This is a genomic window from Bradyrhizobium prioriisuperbiae (assembly GCF_032397745.1).
In the GTDB taxonomy this organism is placed as follows: Bacteria; Pseudomonadota; Alphaproteobacteria; order Rhizobiales; family Xanthobacteraceae; genus Bradyrhizobium_A; species Bradyrhizobium_A prioriisuperbiae.
This window is the reverse complement of sequence record NZ_CP135921.1, coordinates 7,183,476-7,205,932: the sequence shown is the minus strand read 5'-3', so window position 1 is coordinate 7,205,932 and position 22,457 is coordinate 7,183,476. Positions and strand designations below refer to the sequence as shown.

The 22,457-nt window shown below is 64.0% G+C and carries 19 protein-coding genes; 17 read left to right on the top strand and 2 right to left on the bottom strand.

All coding sequences use genetic code 11. The annotated features are described in order from the left end of the window. Positions 1-13 precede the first annotated feature (13 nt). From RS897_RS33745 to RS897_RS33715, 7 genes are all read left to right on the top strand, one after another. Complete coding sequence (locus RS897_RS33745) at positions 14-1,225, top strand: sialidase family protein (protein WP_315833003.1); 1,212 nt, start codon at positions 14-16, stop codon at positions 1,223-1,225. Continuing rightward, on the top strand, positions 1,222-1,737 hold the full coding sequence (locus RS897_RS33740; protein ID WP_315833002.1) for a TlpA family protein disulfide reductase: 516 nt from the start codon (positions 1,222-1,224) through the stop codon (positions 1,735-1,737). The genes RS897_RS33745 and RS897_RS33740 overlap by 4 nt, the downstream gene beginning before the upstream one ends. Positions 1,738-1,801: 64 nt before the next feature. Continuing rightward, positions 1,802-2,182 carry a DUF2946 family protein gene (locus RS897_RS33735; protein WP_315833001.1) on the top strand — a complete coding sequence of 127 codons (381 nt, stop codon included), beginning with the start codon at positions 1,802-1,804 and terminating at the stop codon, positions 2,180-2,182. Positions 2,183-2,243: 61 nt separating this feature from the next. Beyond that, the gene (locus tag RS897_RS33730) at positions 2,244-4,439 is read left to right on the top strand and encodes a TonB-dependent receptor family protein (protein WP_315833000.1); all 2,196 of its coding nucleotides are present in this window, start codon (positions 2,244-2,246) and stop codon (positions 4,437-4,439) included. 340 nt (positions 4,440-4,779) lie between these two features. Next, positions 4,780-6,099: a proline--tRNA ligase gene (gene proS / locus RS897_RS33725; RefSeq protein ID WP_315832999.1), complete on the top strand. Its 1,320-nt coding sequence runs from the start codon at positions 4,780-4,782 to the stop codon at positions 6,097-6,099. A gap of 82 nt (positions 6,100-6,181) precedes the next feature. Beyond that, a complete protein-coding gene (locus RS897_RS33720) occupies positions 6,182-7,450 on the top strand; it encodes a lipoprotein-releasing ABC transporter permease subunit (RefSeq protein WP_315832998.1) in 1,269 nt (422 codons plus the stop codon). A gap of 10 nt (positions 7,451-7,460) precedes the next feature. Then, on the top strand, positions 7,461-8,162 hold the full coding sequence (locus RS897_RS33715; RefSeq protein ID WP_315838826.1) for an ABC transporter ATP-binding protein: 702 nt from the start codon (positions 7,461-7,463) through the stop codon (positions 8,160-8,162). A gap of 52 nt (positions 8,163-8,214) precedes the next feature. On the opposite strand, the gene RS897_RS33710 is transcribed toward RS897_RS33715, so the two are convergent. Next, complete coding sequence (locus tag RS897_RS33710) at positions 8,215-8,496, bottom strand: DUF3551 domain-containing protein (RefSeq protein ID WP_315832997.1); 282 nt, start codon at positions 8,494-8,496, stop codon at positions 8,215-8,217. A gap of 30 nt (positions 8,497-8,526) precedes the next feature. Then, positions 8,527-8,817, bottom strand: coding sequence for a DUF3551 domain-containing protein (locus tag RS897_RS33705; RefSeq protein WP_315832996.1), 291 nt, complete (start codon positions 8,815-8,817; stop codon positions 8,527-8,529). Positions 8,818-9,006: 189 nt separating this feature from the next. On the opposite strand from RS897_RS33705, the gene RS897_RS33700 reads away from it, so the two are divergent. The 10 genes from RS897_RS33700 to dxr all read left to right on the top strand — a co-directional run bounded on the left by RS897_RS33700 (position 9,007) and on the right by dxr (position 22,455). Continuing rightward, the gene (locus tag RS897_RS33700; RefSeq protein ID WP_315832995.1) at positions 9,007-9,210 is read left to right on the top strand and encodes a hypothetical protein; all 204 of its coding nucleotides are present in this window, start codon (positions 9,007-9,009) and stop codon (positions 9,208-9,210) included. A gap of 527 nt (positions 9,211-9,737) precedes the next feature. Then, positions 9,738-13,250 carry a DNA polymerase III subunit alpha gene (gene dnaE / locus RS897_RS33695; protein ID WP_315832994.1) on the top strand — a complete coding sequence of 1,171 codons (3,513 nt, stop codon included), beginning with the start codon at positions 9,738-9,740 and terminating at the stop codon, positions 13,248-13,250. A gap of 277 nt (positions 13,251-13,527) precedes the next feature. After that, a complete protein-coding gene (locus RS897_RS33690; RefSeq protein ID WP_407654359.1) occupies positions 13,528-15,885 on the top strand; it encodes a caspase family protein in 2,358 nt (785 codons plus the stop codon). Between the two features lie 223 nt (positions 15,886-16,108). Beyond that, on the top strand, positions 16,109-17,107 hold the full coding sequence (locus RS897_RS33685; RefSeq protein ID WP_315832993.1) for a 30S ribosomal protein S2: 999 nt from the start codon (positions 16,109-16,111) through the stop codon (positions 17,105-17,107). A gap of 183 nt (positions 17,108-17,290) precedes the next feature. Further along, positions 17,291-18,226 (top strand): translation elongation factor Ts, encoded by a 936-nt coding sequence (gene tsf / locus RS897_RS33680; RefSeq protein WP_315832992.1) that lies wholly within the window; start codon positions 17,291-17,293, stop codon positions 18,224-18,226. Between the two features lie 61 nt (positions 18,227-18,287). After that, a complete protein-coding gene (gene pyrH, locus RS897_RS33675; protein WP_315832991.1) occupies positions 18,288-19,004 on the top strand; it encodes a UMP kinase in 717 nt (238 codons plus the stop codon). A 44-nt stretch (positions 19,005-19,048) separates the two neighbouring features. Beyond that, entirely contained in the window at positions 19,049-19,612 is a 564-nt protein-coding gene (gene frr, locus RS897_RS33670) for a ribosome recycling factor (protein ID WP_315832990.1), read from the top strand. Positions 19,613-19,623: 11 nt separating this feature from the next. Beyond that, entirely contained in the window at positions 19,624-20,382 is a 759-nt protein-coding gene (locus RS897_RS33665; protein ID WP_315832989.1) for an isoprenyl transferase, read from the top strand. Then, a complete protein-coding gene (locus tag RS897_RS33660) occupies positions 20,379-21,221 on the top strand; it encodes a phosphatidate cytidylyltransferase (protein ID WP_315832988.1) in 843 nt (280 codons plus the stop codon). The genes RS897_RS33665 and RS897_RS33660 overlap by 4 nt, the downstream gene beginning before the upstream one ends. A gap of 7 nt (positions 21,222-21,228) precedes the next feature. Beyond that, positions 21,229-22,455 carry a 1-deoxy-D-xylulose-5-phosphate reductoisomerase gene (dxr, locus tag RS897_RS33655; protein ID WP_315832987.1) on the top strand — a complete coding sequence of 409 codons (1,227 nt, stop codon included), beginning with the start codon at positions 21,229-21,231 and terminating at the stop codon, positions 22,453-22,455. Positions 22,456-22,457 lie beyond the last annotated feature (2 nt).

The window sequence follows — 22,457 nt, the reverse complement described above, 5'->3', positions numbered from 1 at the left end:
CAGGGGGCATTACATGCTTCGCAGAACGCTCCTCGCGACACTGGCCATCGCGTTCTGGCACGGCAGTGCGCTGGCCCAAATGAGCCATCAGCATGCCTCCGAGGCGGCATGCGATGACACGACGTTGCGCTGCGCCTCGAAGGTGACGCCGACCTTCGGTCCCGATGGCACGCTGTGGCTGGCCTGGATGGCCGGCGGACGCGTCTCTGTTGCGAATTCGAAGGACGCGGGCCGAAATGTCTCGGCGCCGGTGCAGGTCACGCAGAAGGCCCTCAACCTGGATTGGGGCCCCGATGCGCGACCGAAGATCGTTGTCGATCGGCAGGGCAGGGTTGCCGTGGCGTTCTCGACCTTCCGGGACAAGGCCTTCAACGGGCAGGTGCTCTATACCCGTTCGAGCGATGGCGGAAAAAGTTTTGCCGAGCCGCGACCGATCACGCCTAATAATGAGAGCCAGCGTTTTGAAGCCCTGGCGCTGGATTCCGACGGTTCGGTGTTTGCCGCCTGGCTCGACAAGCGTAACCGTGTCCCGGCGAAAGAGAGCGGCCGGGCCTATGAGGGCGCCGGGCTTTATTTCGCGTCATCGACTGACGGTGGGACGACCTATTCCGAAGCCAGGCTGGCAAAAGACAACACTTGCGAGTGCTGTCGTCTGGGGCTGGCGTTTGCTGGACCCGGCCACCCCGTCGTTGTTTTCCGGAACATCTTTGACGGCGGGATCCGGGATCATGCGGTCATCACGTTTACCGATCCGGCGACACCTGGCGAGGTCCGTCGGGTCAGCGAGGATGACTGGCAGATTGCGGCATGCCCGCATCACGGCCCCAGCCTCTCGATCTCCGCGGCGGGGACCTATCACGTGACGTGGTACACCGCCGGCAAGAAGCGCAAGGGTCTGTTCTATGCCCGGTCGCTGGACGGAGGAAAAACCTTCTCTGATCCGGTTGCGATCGGCCGGTCGGATCGCAGCCCCTCGCGGCCCTATGTCGTGTCCAGTGCGCAGGGCACGGCGATGGTTTGGAAGGAATTCGACGGCGAAAAAACCAGCATCAACCTGATGACGTCGCGCGATGACGGCGCTTCGTGGTCGCAGCCGAAAACCATCGCCAGCACATCGGATACCTCCGATCACCCGTTGCTGGTGTCTGACGGCCGGCGGACATTCCTGTCATGGATGACCAAGGCCGACGGCTATCGCTTTCAATCCATCGAGGATGAGCCATGAAGCTTCGATATCTGAACGAGCGGTTGCTGGGTGGAGCGCTCCTGCTCGCCCTGCTGGTCACAGCACCGGCGTTTGCGGGAAATGAACAGTTGAAGCCGTTCGCGCGCGGAAGCTGGCAGGAGATCGTCCGCTCCCATGCCGGACGGCCGACCATTGTGCACTTCTGGGGCGTGACATGCGGCCCCTGCAAGGTCGAGCTGCCGCTGCTCGGCGCGTTCATGAAGGATCATCCCGCGGTCGACATGGTGACCATCAGCGCGGATCTCGTTCCAGACTTGCCCGAAGCCACGCGCGCGATGCTGAACAAATCCGGTCTCGGCTCTGCGGAGAACTGGATCTTCAACGACGCCTATGTCGAGCGCCTGAGATTCGAGATCGATCCGGGATGGCAGGGCGATATTCCCCGGACGCTGTTGATCTCAGCGCGAGGAGAGGTCACGACGATGGAAGGCACAGCCGAGATGGCGGATATCGAAAAATGGTCCAGCCAGCAGGCCGCCGCGGGCAGATGAGCGGTCACGCTGATCTTCGCGGTATCTATTCTTGTTATGTGCTGACTGAGCCGCTGGGGCGAACGTGAGATATTCGGGCAAACGTATTTTGGGCATGTGTGCGGCAGGGGCCGCCGCCTATGCGCTTGTTCTGAATGTCATCCTCTCCAGCATCCTGCTGGCGACATTGTCTCCGACCGCTGTCGCGGCCGGTTACGAGCTTTGCGCGAACAGTGCCGATATTCGAGCGGTCCGCGACGACGCCGGAAAAACAGAGAAGCGGGCGATTGTTCATTGCCCGCTATGCATCGGGCATCATGCCGGCATCGCTCTTTCGTCGCCCAGCCCGATCTCACTGGAGCGGATCGCGAGCGTTGCGCCGCTCGCGTTTGAATTTATCAAGCGTTGCGTCGAATTTTCACGAACGCACGATCATCAGCCCCGTGGCCCACCAGTCCTGATCTGACGACCGGCGCCATTCGGCGCCCTTCATTGCAATCGTCATATCTATTTGGTGGGAGCCATCGATGTCATTCGCCTCAATGCAGGCACGCAGGCTTTTGCTTGCGTCCGCCGCCGCATGCTTTTCCGTTTCTTTCGCTCATGCTCAGGCCACGCAAAGCCATCTGCCGCCTGTGACCGTGGACGCTCCCCAGCAAAAGCGGGCAGCGGCAACTCGTCCACCAGTGGGCGGCGCGCGGTCGACGCGTGCCTCCCGCGCCCGCAATCCGGCGGCGGCAACTCAACCGGTCCACACTGCAACGGCGCCGGGCGCCTTGACGGTGCCAACCGTCCAGCAGGCGTTGCGCGACATCCAGCAGACCCCTGGTGGCGTGGCCATCGTGCCTGCGGAGGCGTACCGGAATTCATCGGTCGCCAACACCATCAAGGATGTTCTCGATTATGTCCCGGGCGTGTTTGCCCAGCCCAAATGGGGGGATGACACAAGGCTGTCGATCCGGGGCTCCGGCCTGTCGCGCAACTTCCACCTGCGCGGCGTGCAGCTCTATATGGATGGCATTCCGATCAACACCGCCGACGGTTACGGTGACTTTCAGGAAATCGATCCGACCGCCTACAAATATGTCGAGGTCTATAAGGGGGCCAACGCGCTGCGGTTCGGCGCCAACGCGCTGGGCGGCGCTATCAATTTCGTTACGCCCACCGGCCGTGACCCCTTCGTCAACAGTGCGAGCGTTGACGTCGGTGCATTCGGCTATCGCCGTTTTCAGGCCAGTGTAGGTAGTGCGAACGGCTCGTGGGATGGATTCTTTACGGCATCCAACCAAGCCGCCGATGGCTTCCGTGACCATAGCGACGGTCATGCGACCCGCGCCAGCGGCAATGTCGGCTATCAATTCTCGCCGGATTTCGAAACGCGCTTCTATCTCAACGCCAACGAGGTGCGGCAGCGGATTCCCGGCTCGGTCAGCCGGACGTCGGCGCTGACGTCACCGGAGACCGCGGCAGTCAACAACATCGCACAGGACCAGCAGCGCAACATCGATACGGTGCGCATCGCCAACAAGACGACGTTCAGATTCGATGACACCACCGTCGACATCGGCGTGTTCGGTCTCGATCGTCATTTGATGCATCCGATCTTCCAGTGGCTCGATTACAAGTATGTCGACTATGGCGGTTTCGGGCGCATCACCGACGATCGCTTGATCGGCGGTTACCGCAACCGGCTGATCGCCGGCATCAACGTCATCAACGGCCGGATCGACAACCAGCAGTTCGCCAATATCGGCGGCCAGAAGGGTGCGCTGCTGTCGTCATCGGTCGATCGTTCGAAGAACACCTCAATCTATGTGGAGGACTCGTTCTATGTCCTGCCGTCGGTCGCGGTGATCGGCGGCACGCAGTTTCTCTATGCCACCCGCGATCGCTGGGATCGCTATCTGTCCGATGGCGACCAGTCGGGGGCGACCTCGTTCGCGTTGTGGAGCCCGAAGGGCGGTCTGTTGTGGGATATCGATCCAACCTGGCAGGCATTCGCCAACATCTCCCGCAGCGCGGAAGTGCCGAGCTTTGGCGAAAGCTCGTCCGGTCCGAATATCCCGTTCATTCCATTTACCAGCATTCGGCCGCAGCGGGCGACCACCTATGAGATCGGCACCCGTGGACGGCGCCCGGATTTCACCTGGGAACTGACCGGCTATCGCGCCGAGATTCGCGACGAACTGCTCTGTCTCTACAGCGCCTTCGGCAACTGCAATGTCACCAACGCGGATCGCACCGTGCATCAGGGGATCGAAGCCGGTGTCGGCGCCGCGATTGTTCGCGGGCTGCTGGCGCCGGGCGACAAGCCCGACAAGATCTGGCTCAATCTCGCCTACACGCTGAACGATTTCCGGTTCGATCGTGATGCTATCTTCGGCAACAATATTTTGCCCGGCGCGCCGCGTCATTTTCTCCGCGCCGAGGTGCTCTACAAGCATCCGACCGGATTTTATCTGGGACCTAATGTCGAGTGGGTTCCGCGAGCTTACTATGTCGACAGCGCCAATACCCTGATGACCGAGGCCTACGCGATCTGGGGCTTGAAGGCCGGCTTCGACAATGGCGGTCCTTACTCCGGATATATCGAAGCGAGGAATATCGCCAACACAGCCTACATCGCCTCGTCCAGCATCATCGACAAAGCTACGGCGGCGTCGCCGCTGTTCGAGCCCGGCACCGGCCGCGCGGTCTATGCAGGTCTGCGGGTGAGGTGGTGAATGCGCCGTTTCTTTGGTGGGATCCAGGACAGGGGACGGTCATCATGAACGATGCCGCGGTCGATCACGCCCAGTGAATGCTCTGGAGGAGTCGGTACCGGGTCCGCTGCCCCGTCTCGGCCGCGGCTTGTGTGCCCCAACGCAGCCGTTTCCTTGGGGGCGGACCCTATGTCGCGGATGTTAGGGTGAAAATTCTGATCTGGTGGTCGTCAGAATCGGATGACATTCCAGTCATCCGGCCGGCAAAAACGCCGATTCGGGGACCCGAACGCTTGTGTTTTGGGCCCCGATCCGGTTTCACTGCGGAAATCCCTGTCCATAACGATTCCCGAGTGTTCCCATGCGATTGTCGCGTTTCTTTCTGCCCATCCTCAAGGAGACGCCGAAGGAGGCGGAGATCGCGTCGCATCGGCTGATGCTGCGCGCGGGCATGATGCGGCAGCAGGCTGCCGGCATCTATGCCTGGCTGCCGCTGGGTTTGCGGGTGCTGCGCAAGATCGAGCAGATCGTGCGCGAGGAGCAGAACCGGGCCGGCGCCGTTGAGCTGCTGATGCCGACCCTGCAGCTTGCCGATCTCTGGCGGGAAAGCGGCCGCTACGATGCCTATGGCCCGGAGATGCTGCGCATCCAGGATCGCCACAAGCGCGAGCTGCTGTACGGTCCGACCAACGAGGACATGATCACCGACATTTTCCGCAGCTACGTGAAGTCCTACAAGAGCCTGCCGCTCAATCTCTATCACATCCAGTGGAAATTCCGCGACGAGCAGCGTCCGCGGTTCGGTGTGATGCGCGGGCGCGAGTTCCTGATGAAGGACGCCTATTCCTTCGACATCGACAAGGACGCCGCGCGTCTGTCCTACAATAAGATGTTTGTGGCCTATTTGCGCACTTTTGCGCGGATGGGGTTGAAGGCGATCCCGATGAAGGCCGAGACCGGGCCGATCGGCGGCGATCTGTCGCACGAATTCATCCTGCTCGCCGAGACCGGCGAATCCGGCGTCTACTGCAATCGTGACGTGCTCGACCTGCCGGTGCCGGATGAAAGCGTCGACTATGAGGGCGACCTCACCCCGATCATCCAGCAGTGGACCGAACTCTATGCGGCCACCGAGGACGTGCATGACGCCGCGCGTTTCGAGAGCGAGGTGCCGCAGGACAAGCGCGTGCACACCCGCGGCATCGAGGTGGGACAGATCTTCTATTTCGGCACCAAGTATTCCGAAGCGATGAAGGCCATGGTGATGGGCACCGACGGCAAGGAAGTGCCGATCCATGGCGGGTCCTATGGCGTCGGCGTGTCGCGGCTGGTGGGCGCCATCATCGAGGCCTTCCACGACGAGAATGGCATCAAGTGGCCGGAGCAGGTGGCGCCGTTCCGCGTCGCTCTTCTCAACCTGAAGCAGGGCAGCAGCGATACCGATGCCGCTTGCGAGAAGCTCTATGCGGCGCTGACCGCGAAAGGCATCGACGTGCTGTACGACGACCGTGACGATCGTCCCGGTGCGAAGTTTGCCACCGCTGACCTGATCGGCGTGCCCTGGCAGCTGATGGTCGGCCCCAAGAGCCTTGCCGAAGGCAAGGTCGAACTGAAGCGGCGCAGCGACGGCAGCCGGGAATTGCTGACGCCGGACGACGTGCTCGCCCGGCTGATCGCATGAGTTATTCACCAGAGCGGCGACGCGAAGGCCACCTGACCCGAATTAGCCCCAATCGTGTGAAATCCATGACGTGGATGATACGATGAGCGAGCCTGCCCGAACCGCCCCCTTTGCTCCTTTCGAGTGGATGCTGTCGTCGCGCTATCTGCGCGCCCGCCGCAAGGAAGGGTTTATTTCCGTCATCGCCGGCTTTTCGTTTCTCGGCATCATGCTGGGGGTCGCCACGCTGATCATCGTGATGGCGGTGATGAACGGCTTTCGCAAGGAGCTGCTCGACAAGATTCTTGGCCTCAACGGCCATCTGCTGGTCCAGCCACTGGAATCGCCGCTGACCGACTGGAAAGAGGTTGCCGAGCGCATCAATGCGGTCAGCGGCATCAAGCTGGCGGCGCCGATTGTCGAGGGGCAGGCCCTGGCGTCGTCGCCGTTCAACGCTTCGGGCGTGCTGGTGCGCGGCATCCGCTCGAAGGATCTCGACGGCTTGGCCTCGATCGCCAAGAACATCAAGCAGGGCACGCTCGAAGGTTTTGACGAGGGGCAGGGCGTGGCCATCGGTCGCCGACTGGCCGACCAGTTGTCTATTCATGCCGGCGACAGCGTGACGCTGGTGGCGCCGCGCGGCGCCATTACGCCAATGGGCACGACGCCCCGGATCAAGCCGTACAAGGTGGCGGCGGTGTTCGAGATCGGGATGTCGGAATACGATTCCTCGATCGTATTCATGCCGCTGACGGAGGCGCAGGCCTATTTCAATCGCTCCGGCGACGTCACCGCGATCGAGGTCTACACCTCCAATCCCGACAAGATCGACGTCTTCCGGAAGAACGTGACCGAGGCGGCCGGGCGGCCGATCTTCCTGGTCGACTGGCGGCAGCGTAATGCCACCTTCTTCAATGCGCTCCAGGTCGAGCGCAATGTGATGTTCCTGATCCTGACCCTGATCGTGCTGGTGGCGGCGCTCAACATCGTCTCCGGCCTGATCATGCTGGTGAAGGACAAGGGCAGCGACATCGCCATCCTGCGCACCATGGGGGCGTCGCAGGGCTCCATCATGCGGGTGTTCCTGATCACCGGCGCCGCGATCGGCGTGGTCGGCACCATTGTCGGCTTTCTGGTCGGACTGCTGATCTGCCTGAACATCGAATCGATCCGGCAGTTCATCTCCTGGATGACCAACACCGAGCTGTTCTCGCCGGAGCTGTACTTCCTGTCCAAGCTGCCGGCGGAAGTCGACGTCGGGGAGACTGCCGCCGTGGTGATCATGGCGCTGACGCTGTCGTTCCTGGCGACGCTCTATCCCTCGTGGCGTGCAGCGCGCCTCGATCCCGTCGACGCGCTTCGGTACGAGTAGGGCGATGACGATGACCCAGGAGGACGCGGACAACACGCCGGTGGTCTATCTCCACGACATTCGCCGCCAGTATCGGCAGGGCGAAGCCGTGCTGACGATTCTCGACGGCGCCAATCTCGCCCTGTGGCCCGGGCAGTCGGTGGCGCTCGTGGCGCCGTCCGGCTCGGGCAAGTCGACGCTGCTGCATATCGCGGGATTGCTGGAGACGCCCGACGAGGGCGAGGTATATGTCGGGGGAACGCCGACCTCTGGCCTGTCCGATGCCCAGCGCACCCAGATCCGGCGCACCGACATCGGCTTCGTGTACCAGTCGCACCGTCTGCTGCCGGAATTCACTGCGCTCGAGAACGTCATGATGCCGCAAATGATCCGCGGCCTGAAGCGCTCGGAGACCGTGCAGCGGGCGAAGGAAATCCTATCCTACCTCGGACTCGGCGAGCGCATCACCCACCGGCCGGCCGAGCTGTCCGGCGGCGAGCAGCAGCGGGTCGCCATCGCGCGTGCGGTCGCCAATGCGCCGCGGGTGCTGTTCGCCGACGAGCCGACCGGAAACCTCGATCCGCACACCGCCGATCACGTGTTCCAGGCTTTAATGCAGCTAGTTCGGGCGACGCGGGTCGCGATGCTGATCGCCACCCACAACATGGAGCTGGCGGCGCGCATGGACCGCCGGGTGTCGCTCGAAGACGGCCACGTGGTGGAGCTGGATTAAGTGGGACATCCATCGGCGCTAGCGCCGATGGCTTGCACTGTTTGTCGAGAGATCAATAATCCCGATGGTGACGGCGCCGCGGGCGCTGGCGGGGAGCCGGCTCGTCGTCGTAGGCGCTCTCGACACGGCCCGCATAGCCAGGATTGTACAGGCAGTCCGCGCCGATGCCGGACGCCGACGCATTGCACTGCGCCATCGAGAAGTAGCGGCAGTCAGTGATCTCTCTCCAGATCATGCAAATCGGGCCCGTCTGCGCCTGGGCCGGTGTCACCGATGTGGCCAGTCCCATTCCGAAGCCCACGACCGCAACCCCAGCCAACAAAATCCTTCGCATTCCATTCTCTCCTGGCGGCTCGTTCCGAGCTCAATAGTACTCTTTGTACCAGCGTTTCTTTTTGGCCCGCACGCGCGGGGCCGGCTCATCGTTGAAGGACGTACGTCCTCCCCCTGCGTAGGCCGCATTGGCCCGGCAACTGCCTCCGGTGCCCGATGCTGCCGCCATGCATTGCCCCATGGAGCTGAAGCTGCAATCGTTGCGGTCGCGGTCATACAGACAGACCGGATAGCTCGACGCCGCAGTCGCCGGTGGCGGCATGAAACCAACGACCAATCCGAGCCCCAATGCGGCCAAAACGGCCAATATGACGTTTCGCATTCCACCCTCCTGCCGACTCGCGACAATTCAGAGGTCTTGCGCGCAAGAAGCCGTGCCAGCCGGGGTCCGTCAAGACACGTTTGTGCGTTTAAGGCCGCAAAACCATTTACATTTGTTGCGTCGGCGCTGTTCCGGTTCAACCGGCTGCGGCGGGGTTGCAGTCGGTATGGGCGAGGACATATTGGAGAGATGCTTCGTTCCCCAGCCGACGTCTTGATTTTCGCCGCCACGGCCACCTGCATCGCTCTCGGCCTTGCCTATCTGGCCCACGATGCACTCGGATTTCCCGGCCACATCATCCGCCGCGATGCCCTGGAGGGCGCGACCTTCATCGGCCTCGCGCTGGTCTCCGGCGTGCTCCTGCCCAAAGACCGGGACAAGGATCGGCGGTAACCGGGTTTGACGTAGCGGGCAGCGATGCCCGGGTTCCTCTGGATGACGCCGGCAAATTAACCAACGTGCACCTTTCATTTCGGCCCTCAAAAGCGGGTGCTTGACTCTTAGAACAAAAAAGGAACATTATTCTTCATATGTTCCTTGGCTCGTCAATCGCGCAAAGGACGCCACCAAAGCCCAAAAACGCGCAAAGCTGAGCGCGAAAGCCTGAAAGGGGTCCACCATGTTGAGAACATTTGTCGAAGAAGCCGCCGCGCTGACGTCGATCGTGTTGTTCGTCGGAATGGTCGCGATCTGGGCGCAGGTCATCCCGCAGCTTTGAGCGACCGCGGAGCATGGCCTGGGGAAAAGCCGGAGAGGTCGGCCGTACCGACCCTCGGCCGTGGACAGGGCGGTCCCAAGACTTCACTGTCGATGGGCCGAGTCGGGTGAACGGGCAAGCGCTATGATCGCGCGCCGGATTCCGGCCCCGGCCGGGCCCGCAAGGGACGTCCTCAAGCCTATTGTTCCCGAGCCGACTGCCCATGGCCTCTGCTGGTTTCGTTCATCTCCACGTTCATTCCGCCTATTCGCTGCTGCAGGGCGCGATCAAGATTGGCGGCCTCGCTGAACTCGCCAAGGCCGATCATCAGCCGGCGCTGGCCCTCACCGACACCGACAACATGTTCGGTGCTCTGGAATTTTCCGACAAGATGGCCGGTTCGGGCATCCAGCCGATCGTGGGCTGCGCCGTCGCGGTCGATTTCGGCGACGTCGAGCAGGGATCGCGCAGCGTGCTGGCGACCTCCCACGGCCGCCTGGTGCTGCTGGCGGCGCGGGAGGCCGGCTACCGCAGCCTGATGAAGCTGAACTCCCGGGCGTTTCTCGAAACCCCGGTGCATCAGTCCCCGCATATCAAGTTCGACTGGCTGCTCGGTGAGACCGAAGGCTTGATCGCCTTGACCGGTGGTCCCGACGGCCCGATTTCGATGGCGATCACCGCGGATCAGGCGGCACTGGCCGCGACTCGTTGCGATCGTCTGGTCGAATTGTTCGGCGACCGGCTGTACATCGAGCTGCAGCGTCATGGTCTCGACAGCGAGCGTCGCGCCGAACCGGTCCTGATCGATCTCGCCTACGGCAAGGGCCTGCCGCTGGTGGCGACCAACGAGCCGTATTTCGCCACGGCGGAGGATTACGAAGCCCATGACGCGCTGCTGTGCATCGCCGGCGGTCGCCTGATCGCGGAAACCGACCGCAACCAGCTGACACCGGACCATCGTTTCAAGACCCGCGCCGAAATGGCGGTGCTGTTCGCCGACATTCCCGAGGCGCTGGCATCGACGCTGGAGATCGCCGAGCGTTGCGCCTATCGCCCGCTGACTCGCAAGCCGCTGCTGCCGCGCTTTACCGTCGGCGCCGACAATACCGGCGATGCGGCGAGCGAAGAGGCCGCCGAATTGCGCCGCCAGGCGGAAGAGGGGCTGCGGGCGCGTATTGATCTGCACGGCATTGCGCCGGGCATGGCGGAGGAAGAATACCACGCGCGGCTCGCCTTCGAGATCGACGTCATCAACCGCATGAACTATGCGGGCTACTTCCTGATCGTGTCCGACTTCATCAAGTGGGCGAAGGCGCACGGCATTCCGGTGGGGCCGGGACGTGGTTCGGGCGCGGGCTCGCTGGTCGCCTATGCGCTGACCGTCACGGACCTCGATCCGCTCCGCTTCGGCCTGCTGTTCGAGCGCTTCCTCAATCCGGAACGCGTCTCGATGCCGGACTTCGACATCGACTTCTGCCAGGATCGCCGCGATGAGGTGATCCGTTATGTGCAGGATCGCTATGGCCGCGATCAGGTCGCCCAGATCATCACCTTCGGTACGCTGCAGGCGCGCGGCGTGCTACGCGACGTCGGCCGCGTGTTGCAGATGCCCTACGGCCAGGTCGACAAGCTGACCAAGCTGGTGCCGCAGAATCCTGCCGCACCGGTCACCCTGTCCGCGGCCATCGAAAGCGAGCCGAAGCTGCAGGCGTTTCGCGACGAGGATCCGGTGGTCGCGCGCGCCTTCGCCATCGCGCAGAAGCTCGAGGGCTTGACCCGTCACGCCTCGACCCACGCCGCCGGCGTGGTGATCGGCGACCGGCCGCTGAGTGAGCTCGTGCCGCTCTACCGCGATCCGAAATCCGACATGCCGGTGACCCAGTTCAACATGAAATGGGTCGAGCCGGCGGGCCTCGTGAAGTTCGACTTCCTCGGCCTGAAGACGCTGACCGTGCTCGATGTCGCCGTCAAATTGCTGAAGCAACGCGATATCACCCTCGATCTCGGCACGCTGCCGATCGACGATGCGCCGAGTTATGCGATGCTGGCGCGCGGTGAAGTGGTCGGTGTGTTCCAGGTTGAAAGCCAGGGCATGCGCCGCGCTCTGGTCGACATGCGCCCCGACCGTTTCGAGGACATTATCGCGCTGGTCGCGCTCTATCGTCCCGGTCCGATGGCGAACATCCCGACCTATTGCGCGCGCAAGCACGGCGACGAGGAGCCGGAATACCTGCATCCGATGCTGGAGCCGATCCTGAAGGAAACCTTCGGCGTCATCATCTACCAGGAGCAGGTGATGCAGATCGCGCAGGCGATGTCGGGCTACTCGCTCGGCGAAGCCGACCTGCTGCGCCGCGCCATGGGCAAGAAGATCCGCGCCGAGATGGAAAAGCAGCGCGCGCGCTTCATTTCCGGTGCGGTCGAACACAACATCAAGAAGGATCAGGCCGACACCATCTTCGAACTGCTGGCCAAGTTCGCCGACTACGGCTTCAACAAAAGTCACGCTGCCGCCTACGCGCTGGTCTCGTTCCAGACCGCCTACATGAAGGCGCACTATCCGGTGGAGTTTATGGCGGCGTCGATGACGCTCGACATGGGCAACACCGACAAGCTCTCGGAGTTTCGGTCCGAGATCCAGCGGCTGGAGATCAAGCTGGTGCCGCCGTCGGTCAACCGCTCCGGTGTCACCTTCGAGGTCGGCGACGGCAAGATCTTTTATGCCCTGGCGGCGCTGAAGGGCGTTGGCGCCCAAGCCGTGCAGCAGATCATCGAGGCGAGGGGCGACAAGGCGTTCACATCGATTTCGGATTTCGCGTCGCGGGTCAATCCGCGCGCCATCAACAAGCGGGTGCTGGAAAGCCTCGCGGCGGCGGGCGCCTTCGACGAACTCGACAGCAATCGCGCGCGCGTGTTCGCCGGCGCGGACGCCATCCTCGCCGCCTGCCAGCGCAGCCATGCGGCGGTGACCATGGGACAGGACGACATGTTCGGCAGCCTGCCGGACGCCCCCTCGGTCATCCTGCCCGCAGTCGAGCCGTGGCTGCCGGCGGAGCGGCTGCAGCGCGAATACGATGCGATCGGCTTCTTCCTCTCGGGCCATCCGCTGGATGACTACAAGGTCGTGCTGAAACGCCTGAACACCCAGTCGTGGGCGGAGTTCTCGCAAGCGGTCAAGAACGGCCGCACCGCGGGCAAGGTCGCGGCCACCGTGGTGTCGCGAATGGAGCGGCGCACCAAAACCGGCAACAAGATGGGCATCATCGGCCTGTCCGATCCGACCGGGCATTTCGAAGCGGTGCTGTTCTCCGAGGCGCTGGGCCAGTTTCGCGAGATGCTGGAGCCGGGGCTTGCGGTGCTGCTGTCGCTCGGGGCCGAATTGCAGGGCGACGACGTTCGCGCCCGCATCAACAATGTCGAGCTGCTGGACAACGCCGCCGCCAAAACCTCGATGGGGCTGAAGATCTTCGTTCGTGATGCCAAACCGCTGGATTCGATCGCCAAGCGCCTGGCCATGCCGGAGCCCGCGGCCGCCGGTGCGCGGCCGGCGGCGCCCAAGCTCGTAGCCAGTGCTGCGCCGGCACGGTCCGGTGGCGACGGCGAAGTGACGCTGGTCATGATGCTCGACCTCGAGACCGAGGTAGAGATGAAGCTGCCCGGCCGCTTCAAGGTATCACCGCAGATCGCCGGCGCCTTGAAGGCCGTCTCCGGCGTGGTCGACGTGCAGACCATTTAGCTTCACGGTTCTGCTGCTGCGGTGCACGCCGGATCGTGCGCTGGCGCCGGGCCGTTATGCGCAGATGCCATATTGGCAACGCTTTTCATTCAAACGATGTTCAGGCTGATGTCAGCTCAATGAGCAGTCGCCTGTCGCGACCAGAATGGAAAAGCCATGCGCCTGACCAAAGCTGTGTCGATCGTCTCGGTTTGCCTGATCATCGTCTCCGCGCTGCCGGGGCTGCTCCGGTCGGCGGGGGCCCCAGCAGCCGGAAGAAAAGCGCATCGCGCTGGTCGTGGGCAACGGCGCTTACGCGAAGTCGCCGCTTGCCACCGCTGCCAATGATGCCGGCCTGATTGCGCAGACCCTGCAGGCTGCCGGCTTCGACGTCGTTGGCGCCCGCGATCTTGATGGCGACAGCTTGCGCAAGAGTTTCCGCGATTTTGTCCAGAAGGCGGAGGCGTCCGGGCCTGGCACCGTTGCGATGGTCTATCTCGCAGGTTACGGACTGCAGCTTGCCGGCGAGAACTATTTCATCCCCGTCGACTCGACGCTCAATCGCGACACTGACATCCCGATCGAAGGGTTGCGGATCAGCGACTATATCCGCCAGCTCGCCGCGCTGCCGCTGAAGAGCAGCATTGTCGTGCTGGACGCCGCACGGCAGCAGCCGTTCATTGAAGGCGGCCTGCCGATCGCGAGCGGGCTTGCGCTGGTCGAGCCGGAAACGAACATGCTGATCGCGTACAATGCCGCGCCGGGCACCATCGCGCCGGTCGAGCAGGGCTCCTACGGCGTCTACGCCCAGTCGCTGGCCGAGATGATCCGCACCGGCGGCTTGCCGCTGACGGAGCTCTTCAATCGCCTGCGGCTGCGCGTCAACGAGGCCAGCAAGGGGGCCCAGGTACCCTGGGATGCGCAGAAGCTCAGCGTGCCCTTCATGTTTTTCGATCGCGCGCCAGATGCGCCGGCGCCGGCCGCGCCCGATCAGGCGGCCGCCATGCGCGACAAGCCGATCCGCGAACTCGGTGCACAGGACGCCTACATCGCCGCGCTCGATCGCGACACCCTGCAGGGCTACGAGGATTTTCTTGGCGCCTATGGCGGCGATCCCTTGGCCAAGCGGGTGAGGGCCATCGTCGCGGCGCGGCGCGAAGCGATCACTTGGCGGCGCACCTACCGCGCCGACACGCCGGAAAGCTACTGGTCGTATCTGCGGCGTTATCCCCGCGGGCCGCACGCTGCCGACGCCCGTCGCCGCCTTGCCATTCTGACCGCGCCGCTGGAGCCGCCGCCGAGTTTTGCGATGATTGATTACGACGTGCCGCCGCCGCCGCAGGATGAAATCATCTACGTTGATCGTCCGGTGCTGATGTTCAACGATCCAGACTTCGACTTTGCGCCGCCGCCACCGCCACCGGTGTTTTTCCTGCCGCCGCCGCCACCGGATTTCGTCGTGCTGGAGCCGCCGCCGGAGCCGGAAGGGCTATTCATTCTGCCGCAACCGTATTTCGTGCCGATCCCGGTTTACGTCCGGCCACCGATCTATGTCCGGCCGCCGCAGAACAACTTCATCTTCAACAACATCCACAATACGACGATTATCAACACCGTGATCAATCGCCCGCCGCAGCCTGCCCCGGGGCCGGGTGGGCCCATCGTTGGCCCCAAAGGGGGCTTTGGGGGTGCTGGTCCCAAGGGTGGTGTCGGTCCGAACGCAGGGCCAGGCGGAGCCAAGGGGCCTCCCGGGGGCGGTTTCCAGCCACAGCCCGGGGCTGCAGGCCCGTCGCTGCCGCCTGCAGTCGCCCAGCGGGCTGCGCTTATCAATCAGGGCAAGCTGCCGGTGCCTCCGAGCGCCGCGATCAACCCACGGCAAAGGCCGGGCGCGCCGGGCTTCCAGCCTCCGCAGCCGACGAGCGGTGGGTCACCGGGCTCTCCGCCGTCCGTGCGGCCAAACGGTTTTCCGGGGCAGAGCTTTCCCGGGCAGCAACCCATGCAGACCCCGAATCAAGGGTTGCCGAAAGCCAACGTGCTTCCGATGCCGGGTGCCCCGGGAGCGCCGCCGGCTCCCCCGAGTGCCGGGTTCCAGGGGCGCCCTCCGGGGGCGGTCCATATACCGACGCCTGGCCAGGGGCCGGGGTCGGCGCCTATTGTTGTCAATCCGCCGCGTCCGGCCGCCCCCGGGGGCGTGCCGCCTGCTGGCGCTCCCCCGCGGTTGGGGGCCCCTCCGCCGCCGCTTCCCTCGGCCGTGCCGAATGCTCCACACCGACCGGGCGTTCTGCCGCCGCCAGCAGCTGGGTTTACGCCGCCGCGGCCAGCACCACAGGCAGCGCCGCAACCTCAGATTCGGCAGCAAATTCAGCGGCCTGTGCCGCCACCCCGAATCGCGCCGGCGCCGCGGCCAGCCCCGCCGACGCGTGTCGCGCCACCGCCGCGGCCGGCGCCGGTCGCACGTCCGGCACCTCCGCCACGAATGGCTCCGCCGCCGCCCCGCATGGCGCCTCCGCCACCACGGCCGGTGCCACCCCCGATGGCGCGGCCGGCTCCGCCCCCGCGAATGGCACCTCCGCCACTGCGCGCTGCGCCGCCACCGCCACGCCCGGCACCGCCGGCGGCCGCCAAGAAGTGCCCGCCGAACGTTCCGCGATGCTGAAAATGGCGGCCGGCCGGACCTCGATCCCGAGGTTGGCCGGCCCGGTTTCGAAGGCCCGGATCGGGCAAATAACCGTCGGAAATCCTTGCTTTGGGGCAGGGGCGCCGCTATACACCGCGCCATCTCACACGGAAACATGGCTTGAAAGGCCGTCCGGTGGCATCCGGGCCGCGAGGCTCGTTATGCTCACACGTTTCCGGAGGAACCAACCGGAGAATACACAATGGCGCTTCCCGATTTTTCTATGCGTCAGCTGCTTGAAGCTGGCGTTCACTTTGGTCACCAGTCCCACCGATGGAATCCGAAGATGGCGGATTACATCTTCGGTGCCCGCAACAACATTCACATCATCGACCTCGCGCAGACCGTGCCCTTGCTGCACCGTGCGCTGCAGGCCGTCAGCGATACTGTCGCCAAGGGCGGCCGCATCCTGTTCGTCGGCACCAAGCGCCAGGCCCAGGACGGCGTTGCCGACGCTGCGAAGCGTTCGGCGCAATATTTCGTCAATTCGCGCTGGCTCGGCGGCACTCTGACCAACTGGAAGACCATTTCCGGCTCGATCAAGCGCCTGCGTCACCTCGACGAGATCCTCGCGTCGACCGAGGGCCAGCAGTACACCAAGAAGGAGCGTCTTGATCTGCAGCGCGAGCGCGACAAGCTGGACCGTTCGCTCGGCGGCATCAAGGACATGGGCGGTCTGCCCGACATGATCTTCGTGATCGACACCAACAAGGAAGACATCGCCATCCAGGAAGCCCAGCGGCTGAACATCCCGGTGGCGGCGATCGTCGATACCAACTGCGATCCGAAGGGCATCACCTATCTGGTCCCCGGCAATGACGACGCTGGCCGCGCCATCAGCCTGTACTGCGATCTGATCGCGCGCGCCGCGATCGACGGCATTTCACGGGCTCAAGGCGAGCAAGGCATCGACATCGGTGCGCTGGCCAACCCGGTGCGTGAAGAGCTTCCGGCGGCTGCGGAGACGGCGGCCTTCCAGGGGCTGGCCGGACCGCGCGGCGTGGCCGACGATCTCAAGAAGCTCACCGGCGTGTCCGGCGCGATCGAGAAGAAACTCAACGATCTCGGTATTTTCCACTACTGGCAGCTGGCCGAGCTCGATCAGGCCAAGGCCCACCACATCGGCGAAGAAGTCGGTCTGCCGGGTCGTGCCGACAGCTGGGTGACCAAGGCCAAGGAACTGACCGCGGAAGCGGAGTGACGATCACGTGGGTGGATGTCGGGAGGGCCTCACAGATGGGGCTCTCTCGATCCCGTCCCGATCACAGGTTTCGCGGCCGGGACACACTGGCCGCTTAAATTCCCGCAAGTCCGATTCGGGACGCGACGCCCTTGATGACCGCCGTCGGTGCGGATCGGGCGCTCTCAGGCAGAGGATATGCAAATGACAGCGATTACTGCGGCAATGGTCAAGGAACTGCGCGAGAAGACCGGCGCCGGCATGATGGACTGCAAGCAGGCGCTCAGCGAGACCAATGGCGACATGGAAGCCGCGGTCGATTGGTTGCGCAAGAAGGGCCTCTCGAAGGCCGCCAAGAAGGCCGGCCGTGTGGCCGCCGAAGGCCTGATCGGAGCAGTGCTCGCTGGCACCAAGGGCGTGCTGGTCGAGGTCAATTCGGAAACCGATTTCGTCGCTCGCAACGAGCAGTTCCAGGGCCTGGTCAAGATGATCGGTCAGGTCGCGCTGAAAACTGGCGCCGACGTCGAGAAGATCAAGGCCGCCAAGGTCGGCTCCGCCACGGTTGAGGTGGCGATCGCCGACGCTATCGCCACCATCGGCGAGAACATGTCGCTGCGCCGCGCCGCCGAGCTGTCGGTCGGCAATGGCGTGGTCGCGAGCTACCTGCATAACTCGGTGGCCGATGGTCTCGGCAAGATGGGGGTGATCGTGGCCCTCGAATCGACCGGCGCGACCGATGAGCTGGCGGCACTGGGCCGCCAGATCGCGATGCATATTGCGGCAGCAAATCCTTCCGCCCTGGACGCCGCCGGCCTCGATCCCGAAGTGGTGCGCCGCGAAAAAGACGTGCTGGCTGACAAGTATCGTCAGCAGGGCAAGGCTGACAACGTGATCGAGAAGATCGTCGAGTCCGGCCTGAAGACCTATTACAAGGAAGTCTGCCTGCTCGAGCAGGCCTTCATTCACGATACCGGCAAATCCGTTGCCCAAGCCGTGAAGGAAGCTGAGGGCAAAGTCGGTGCGCCGGTGAAAGTCGCCGGTTTTGTGCGCTATGCTCTGGGCGAGGGAATCGAGAAGCAGGAATCCGATTTCGCGGCCGAGGTCGCTGCCGCCAGCGGGCAAAACAACAAGCCCGCCTGACAAGGCTTCGGTTCCACGAGGGTCGTCGAGGGTTGGTTCCCTCGAAAGGGAGCTGTCGCACATGGCTGAGCCGGTCTATCGACGTGTTGTGATCAAGCTCTCCGGCGAGTACTTGGCCGGCGCCCAGCCATTCGGCATCGACCAGCCGACGATCGACCGGGTCGCAGGCGACCTGATCAAGGCCCGTGAGCTTGGGGTGGAGATTGCCGTCGTGATCGGCGGCGGCAACATCTTCCGCGGCGTGGAAGTCTCCAATCGCGGCGTGTCGCGGCCGACCGGCGACACCATGGGCATGCTCGCCACCATGATGAACTGCCTCGCACTCGACGCGGCGCTGGAGCGCAAGGGGCAGCCGGCGCGGACGCTGTCGGCGTTCGTGATGCCGGAGATCAGCGAGCTGTTCACCCGCAGCGCAGCCTACAAATATCTGTCCGAGGGCCGCATCGTGCTGCTCGGCGGCGGAACCGGGAATCCGTTCTTCACCACCGACACCACGGCGGTGCTGCGCGCCGGCGAAATCGGTGCGCAGGCGGTGCTCAAGGCCACCAATGTCGACGGGGTCTACAGCGCCGATCCGAAAAAGGATCCGACCGCCAAGCGGTTCGAGCGCCTGACGCACTCGCAGGCGTTGGAAGGCGGCTATAAAGTGATGGACGCCACCGCGTTCGCGCTTGCCCGCGAAACCGGCGTGCCTATCATCGTGTTCTCGATTGCCGAGCCGGGCTCGATCAGTGCGATCCTGAACGGGACCGGGCGGGGGACCATCGTCGCGGGATAGCCCGGCGAATGTCGAGGCGACTATCGATAAGAAGGATGACAATCATGGCGACCGCGAATTTCGATCTCAACGAATTGAAGCGCCGCATGCAGGGCGCGACCGCATCGCTCAAGCACGAACTCGGCGGCCTGCGGACCGGCCGGGCGTCAGCCTCGATGCTGGAGCCGGTGCAGGTCGAGGCCTATGGCAGCCACATGCCGCTCAACCAGCTCGCCACGGTCAGCGTTCCCGAGCCGCGCCTGCTGTCGGTGCAGGTCTGGGACAAGTCGATGGTCCATGCGGTGGAAAAGGCGATCGTCAATTCCAATCTTGGTCTCAGCCCGGCCACGGAAGGCCAAGTGCTGCGCCTGCGGATTCCCGAGCTCAATCAGGAGCGCCGCAAGGAACTGGTGAAGGTCGCGCACAAGTACGCCGAAGCCGCGCGCGTGGCGGTGCGCCATGTGCGGCGCGACGGGCTCGACGTCGTCAAAAAGCAGGAAAAGAATCACGAGATTTCCGAGGACGATCAGGAGCGTTTCGCCAACGACATCCAGAAGGCCACCGACGCGACGATCACGGAAATCGATCAGTTGCTCGCCGCGAAAGAAAAGGAAATCCTCACCGTTTGAGGAATCATCCGATGTCGAACGGTGTTTCGTCCCACCCCGAGGAGCCGGCCCGACCGGAGACGCCGCGGCATGTCGCGATCATCATGGACGGCAATGGACGCTGGGCCGCGGCCCGTGGTTTGCCGCGCGGCGAGGGCCATCGGCGTGGGGTGGAGGCGTTGCGGCGCGTGGTGCGTGCCTCCCATGAGCTGGGCATCTCCTATCTGACGATCTATTCGTTCAGCTCGGAAAACTGGTCGCGCCCCGCCACCGAGATCGGCGATCTGTTCGGCCTGCTGCGGCGCTTCATCCGTAACGATCTCGCGACCCTGCATCGCGACGGTGTGCGGGTCCGCGTCATCGGCGAGCGCGAAGGCCTCGAGCAGGACATCCGCGCGCTGTTGGCCGAGGCGGAAGACCTGACCAAGGACAACACCGCGCTGACACTGGTGGTCGCGTTCAACTACGGCTCGCGACAGGAAATCGCCCAGGCGGCGCAGCGGCTGGCGCGGGAAGTGGCCGACGGCAAGCGCGCCGTCGAGACCATCACCGCCGACACCCTCGGCCGCTATCTCGATGCCCCCGACATTCCTGATCCCGATATGATCATTCGCACCAGCGGCGAGCAGCGGCTGTCGAATTTCCTGATGTGGCAGGCGGCTTACAGCGAACTGGTGTTCGTGCCGATTCACTGGCCCGATTTCGACAGAGCGGCCCTCGAAGGGGCGATTGCCGAATATGCCCGGCGTGAGCGGCGTTTTGGTGGTCTTGCCGCCAAAACCGGATCATGACCGCGCCTTCCGCGGCGACCGATCAGGGATCGCGCAACCTGCTGATGCGGGTGATCGCCGCCGTGATTCTGGCCCCTCTGACCATCGCCATTGCTTATGCCGGCGGCTGGCCCTGGGCGATCCTGGTGATGCTTGCTGCCATCGGCCTCTATGTCGAATGGCTGATGATCGTCGGCGCATCGCGCAACGTGATGGCGGTGGCCATCGGCGTGGTGGCGCTCGTGGTGTCCGGATTTTGTCTGACGGCCGGTCGGATTGACATTGCTGCTGCCGTTGTCGCGATCAGCGTCCTCGCCGGGGTGATTACTGGCTTGCGCACGTCGCTGTCGGCCTGGATCTCGGGCGGATTGGTGTATGCGGGCCTCGCCATGCTGGCGTCGGTTCTGGTCCGGAGCGATCCGGCCTCGGGCTTTCTTGCGCTGGTCTTCGTCCTGCTGATCGTCTGGGTCACCGACATCGGCGGATATTTCGCGGGCCGCGGTCTCGGCGGTCCAAAACTCTGGCCGCGTGTCAGCCCGAAAAAAACCTGGGCCGGCGCGATCGGAGGGCTTGTGGGCAGCCTCGTGGTGGCGTCGGCCTTCGCGGTGGCGGGATTTGGCAAACTTGTCCCGCTGTTGGGGCTGGCGGTGCTGCTGTCGATCGTGTCGCAGCTGGGCGACCTGTTTGAATCCGCGGTGAAGCGCAACTTCGGCGTGAAGGATTCCAGTCACATCATCCCGGGACACGGCGGGCTGCTGGACCGCCTCGACGGTTTTGTCGCGGCGATTATTGTGGCGGCGCTGTTTGGTGTCATGCGCGGCGGTATCGATGGTATCGGCCGCGGTCTTATGATTTGGTGAGTGTCATATGAGTGCAGTTCCTTTGAAGACGATCGATCAGTCGCGGCCGCAGCAGGAGCGGGTCGTGACCGTATTGGGTGCCACCGGATCGATTGGCGACAGCACCATGGATTTGCTGCGGCGCGGCCGCGATCGCTATCGCGTTGCAGCGGTGACGGCGAACAGCAATGTCGATGCGCTGGCGAAGCTCGCCCGCGAGTTCGAAGTGGAATACGCCGCGATTGCCGACCCGACCCGGTTCGACGATTTGAAGGCGGCGCTGTCCGGCACCGGGATCGCTTGCGGAGCCGGTGAGGTAGCGGTGATCGAAGCGGCTGCTCGTCCGTCCGACTGGGTGATGGCGGCGGTCAGCGGCGCGGCCGGACTGAAGCCGGCGCTTGCCGCGGTCGATCGCGGCGCCACCGTTGCGCTCGCCAACAAGGAATGCCTGGTGTGTGCCGGCGAGATCTTCATGCAGCGGGCGCTGGCTGCGGGCGCGCAAGTGCTGCCGGCGGATTCGGAACACAACGCGCTGTTTCAGGCGCTGTCATCGGGCAATCGCGAGGAACTGACCCGCGTCATCATCACGGCGTCGGGTGGGCCGTTTCGCACGTGGTCGGTCGAGCAGATCGAGCAGGCGACACTGGAGCAGGCGCTGAAGCATCCGAACTGGTCAATGGGGCAGAAGATCACCATCGATTCCGCCTCGATGATGAACAAGGGCCTCGAAGTGATCGAGGCCGCACATCTGTTCGCTCTGTCGCCGGACGAGATCGACGTGCTGGTTCACCCGCAATCGATCATCCACGGCATGGTGGAGTTCTCTGATCGCTCGGTGGTGGCGCAGCTCGGCGCGCCTGATATGCGCACGCCGATCGCCCACTGCCTTGGCTGGCCCGATCGCATTCCCGGCCCTGCGGCGCGTCTCGACCTCGCGGCGATTGGTCAGCTGACATTCGAGGTTCCGGACTTGAAGCGCTTTCCGGGATTGCGGCTCGCCTTCGAGGCGCTGCGCACCGGGGGTGGAGCGCCCACGGTCTACAACGCCGCCAACGAGATCGCCGTCGCCGCGTTCGTCGATCGCAAGATCAAGTTCGGCATGATCGCACGGCTGGTCGAGGCCACGATCGAAACCGCGGTGAGCAATGGATCGGCGAAGGCGCCCACAACGGCCGACGACGCGCTCGCCATTGACCATAACGCGCGAAATATCGCTGCCACCCTCTTGCCTCAAATTGCCGCAAAGGCATCCTAAAC

Excerpts from the sequence above, each read along its gene's own strand:
- RS897_RS33700 (WP_315832995.1), top strand. The coding sequence starts at position 9,007 with ATGCTTCGTTCCCCAGCCGACGTCTTGATTTTCGCCGCCACGGCCACC.
- dnaE (WP_315832994.1), top strand. The coding sequence starts at position 9,738 with ATGGCCTCTGCTGGTTTCGTTCATCTCCACGTTCATTCCGCCTATTCG.
- RS897_RS33710 (WP_315832997.1), bottom strand. The coding sequence starts at position 8,496 with ATGCGAAGGATTTTGTTGGCTGGGGTTGCGGTCGTGGGCTTCGGAATG.
- frr (WP_315832990.1), top strand. The coding sequence starts at position 19,049 with ATGGCGACCGCGAATTTCGATCTCAACGAATTGAAGCGCCGCATGCAG.
- RS897_RS33740 (WP_315833002.1), top strand. The coding sequence starts at position 1,222 with ATGAAGCTTCGATATCTGAACGAGCGGTTGCTGGGTGGAGCGCTCCTG.
- RS897_RS33705 (WP_315832996.1), bottom strand. The coding sequence starts at position 8,817 with ATGCGAAACGTCATATTGGCCGTTTTGGCCGCATTGGGGCTCGGATTG.
- RS897_RS33685 (WP_315832993.1), top strand. The coding sequence starts at position 16,109 with ATGGCGCTTCCCGATTTTTCTATGCGTCAGCTGCTTGAAGCTGGCGTT.
- RS897_RS33715 (WP_315838826.1), top strand. The coding sequence starts at position 7,461 with ATGACCCAGGAGGACGCGGACAACACGCCGGTGGTCTATCTCCACGAC.
- proS (WP_315832999.1), top strand. The coding sequence starts at position 4,780 with ATGCGATTGTCGCGTTTCTTTCTGCCCATCCTCAAGGAGACGCCGAAG.
- RS897_RS33660 (WP_315832988.1), top strand. The coding sequence starts at position 20,379 with ATGACCGCGCCTTCCGCGGCGACCGATCAGGGATCGCGCAACCTGCTG.
- RS897_RS33730 (WP_315833000.1), top strand. The coding sequence starts at position 2,244 with ATGTCATTCGCCTCAATGCAGGCACGCAGGCTTTTGCTTGCGTCCGCC.
- pyrH (WP_315832991.1), top strand. The coding sequence starts at position 18,288 with ATGGCTGAGCCGGTCTATCGACGTGTTGTGATCAAGCTCTCCGGCGAG.
- RS897_RS33720 (WP_315832998.1), top strand. The coding sequence starts at position 6,182 with ATGAGCGAGCCTGCCCGAACCGCCCCCTTTGCTCCTTTCGAGTGGATG.
- tsf (WP_315832992.1), top strand. The coding sequence starts at position 17,291 with ATGACAGCGATTACTGCGGCAATGGTCAAGGAACTGCGCGAGAAGACC.
- dxr (WP_315832987.1), top strand. The coding sequence starts at position 21,229 with ATGAGTGCAGTTCCTTTGAAGACGATCGATCAGTCGCGGCCGCAGCAG.
- RS897_RS33665 (WP_315832989.1), top strand. The coding sequence starts at position 19,624 with ATGTCGAACGGTGTTTCGTCCCACCCCGAGGAGCCGGCCCGACCGGAG.
- RS897_RS33745 (WP_315833003.1), top strand. The coding sequence starts at position 14 with ATGCTTCGCAGAACGCTCCTCGCGACACTGGCCATCGCGTTCTGGCAC.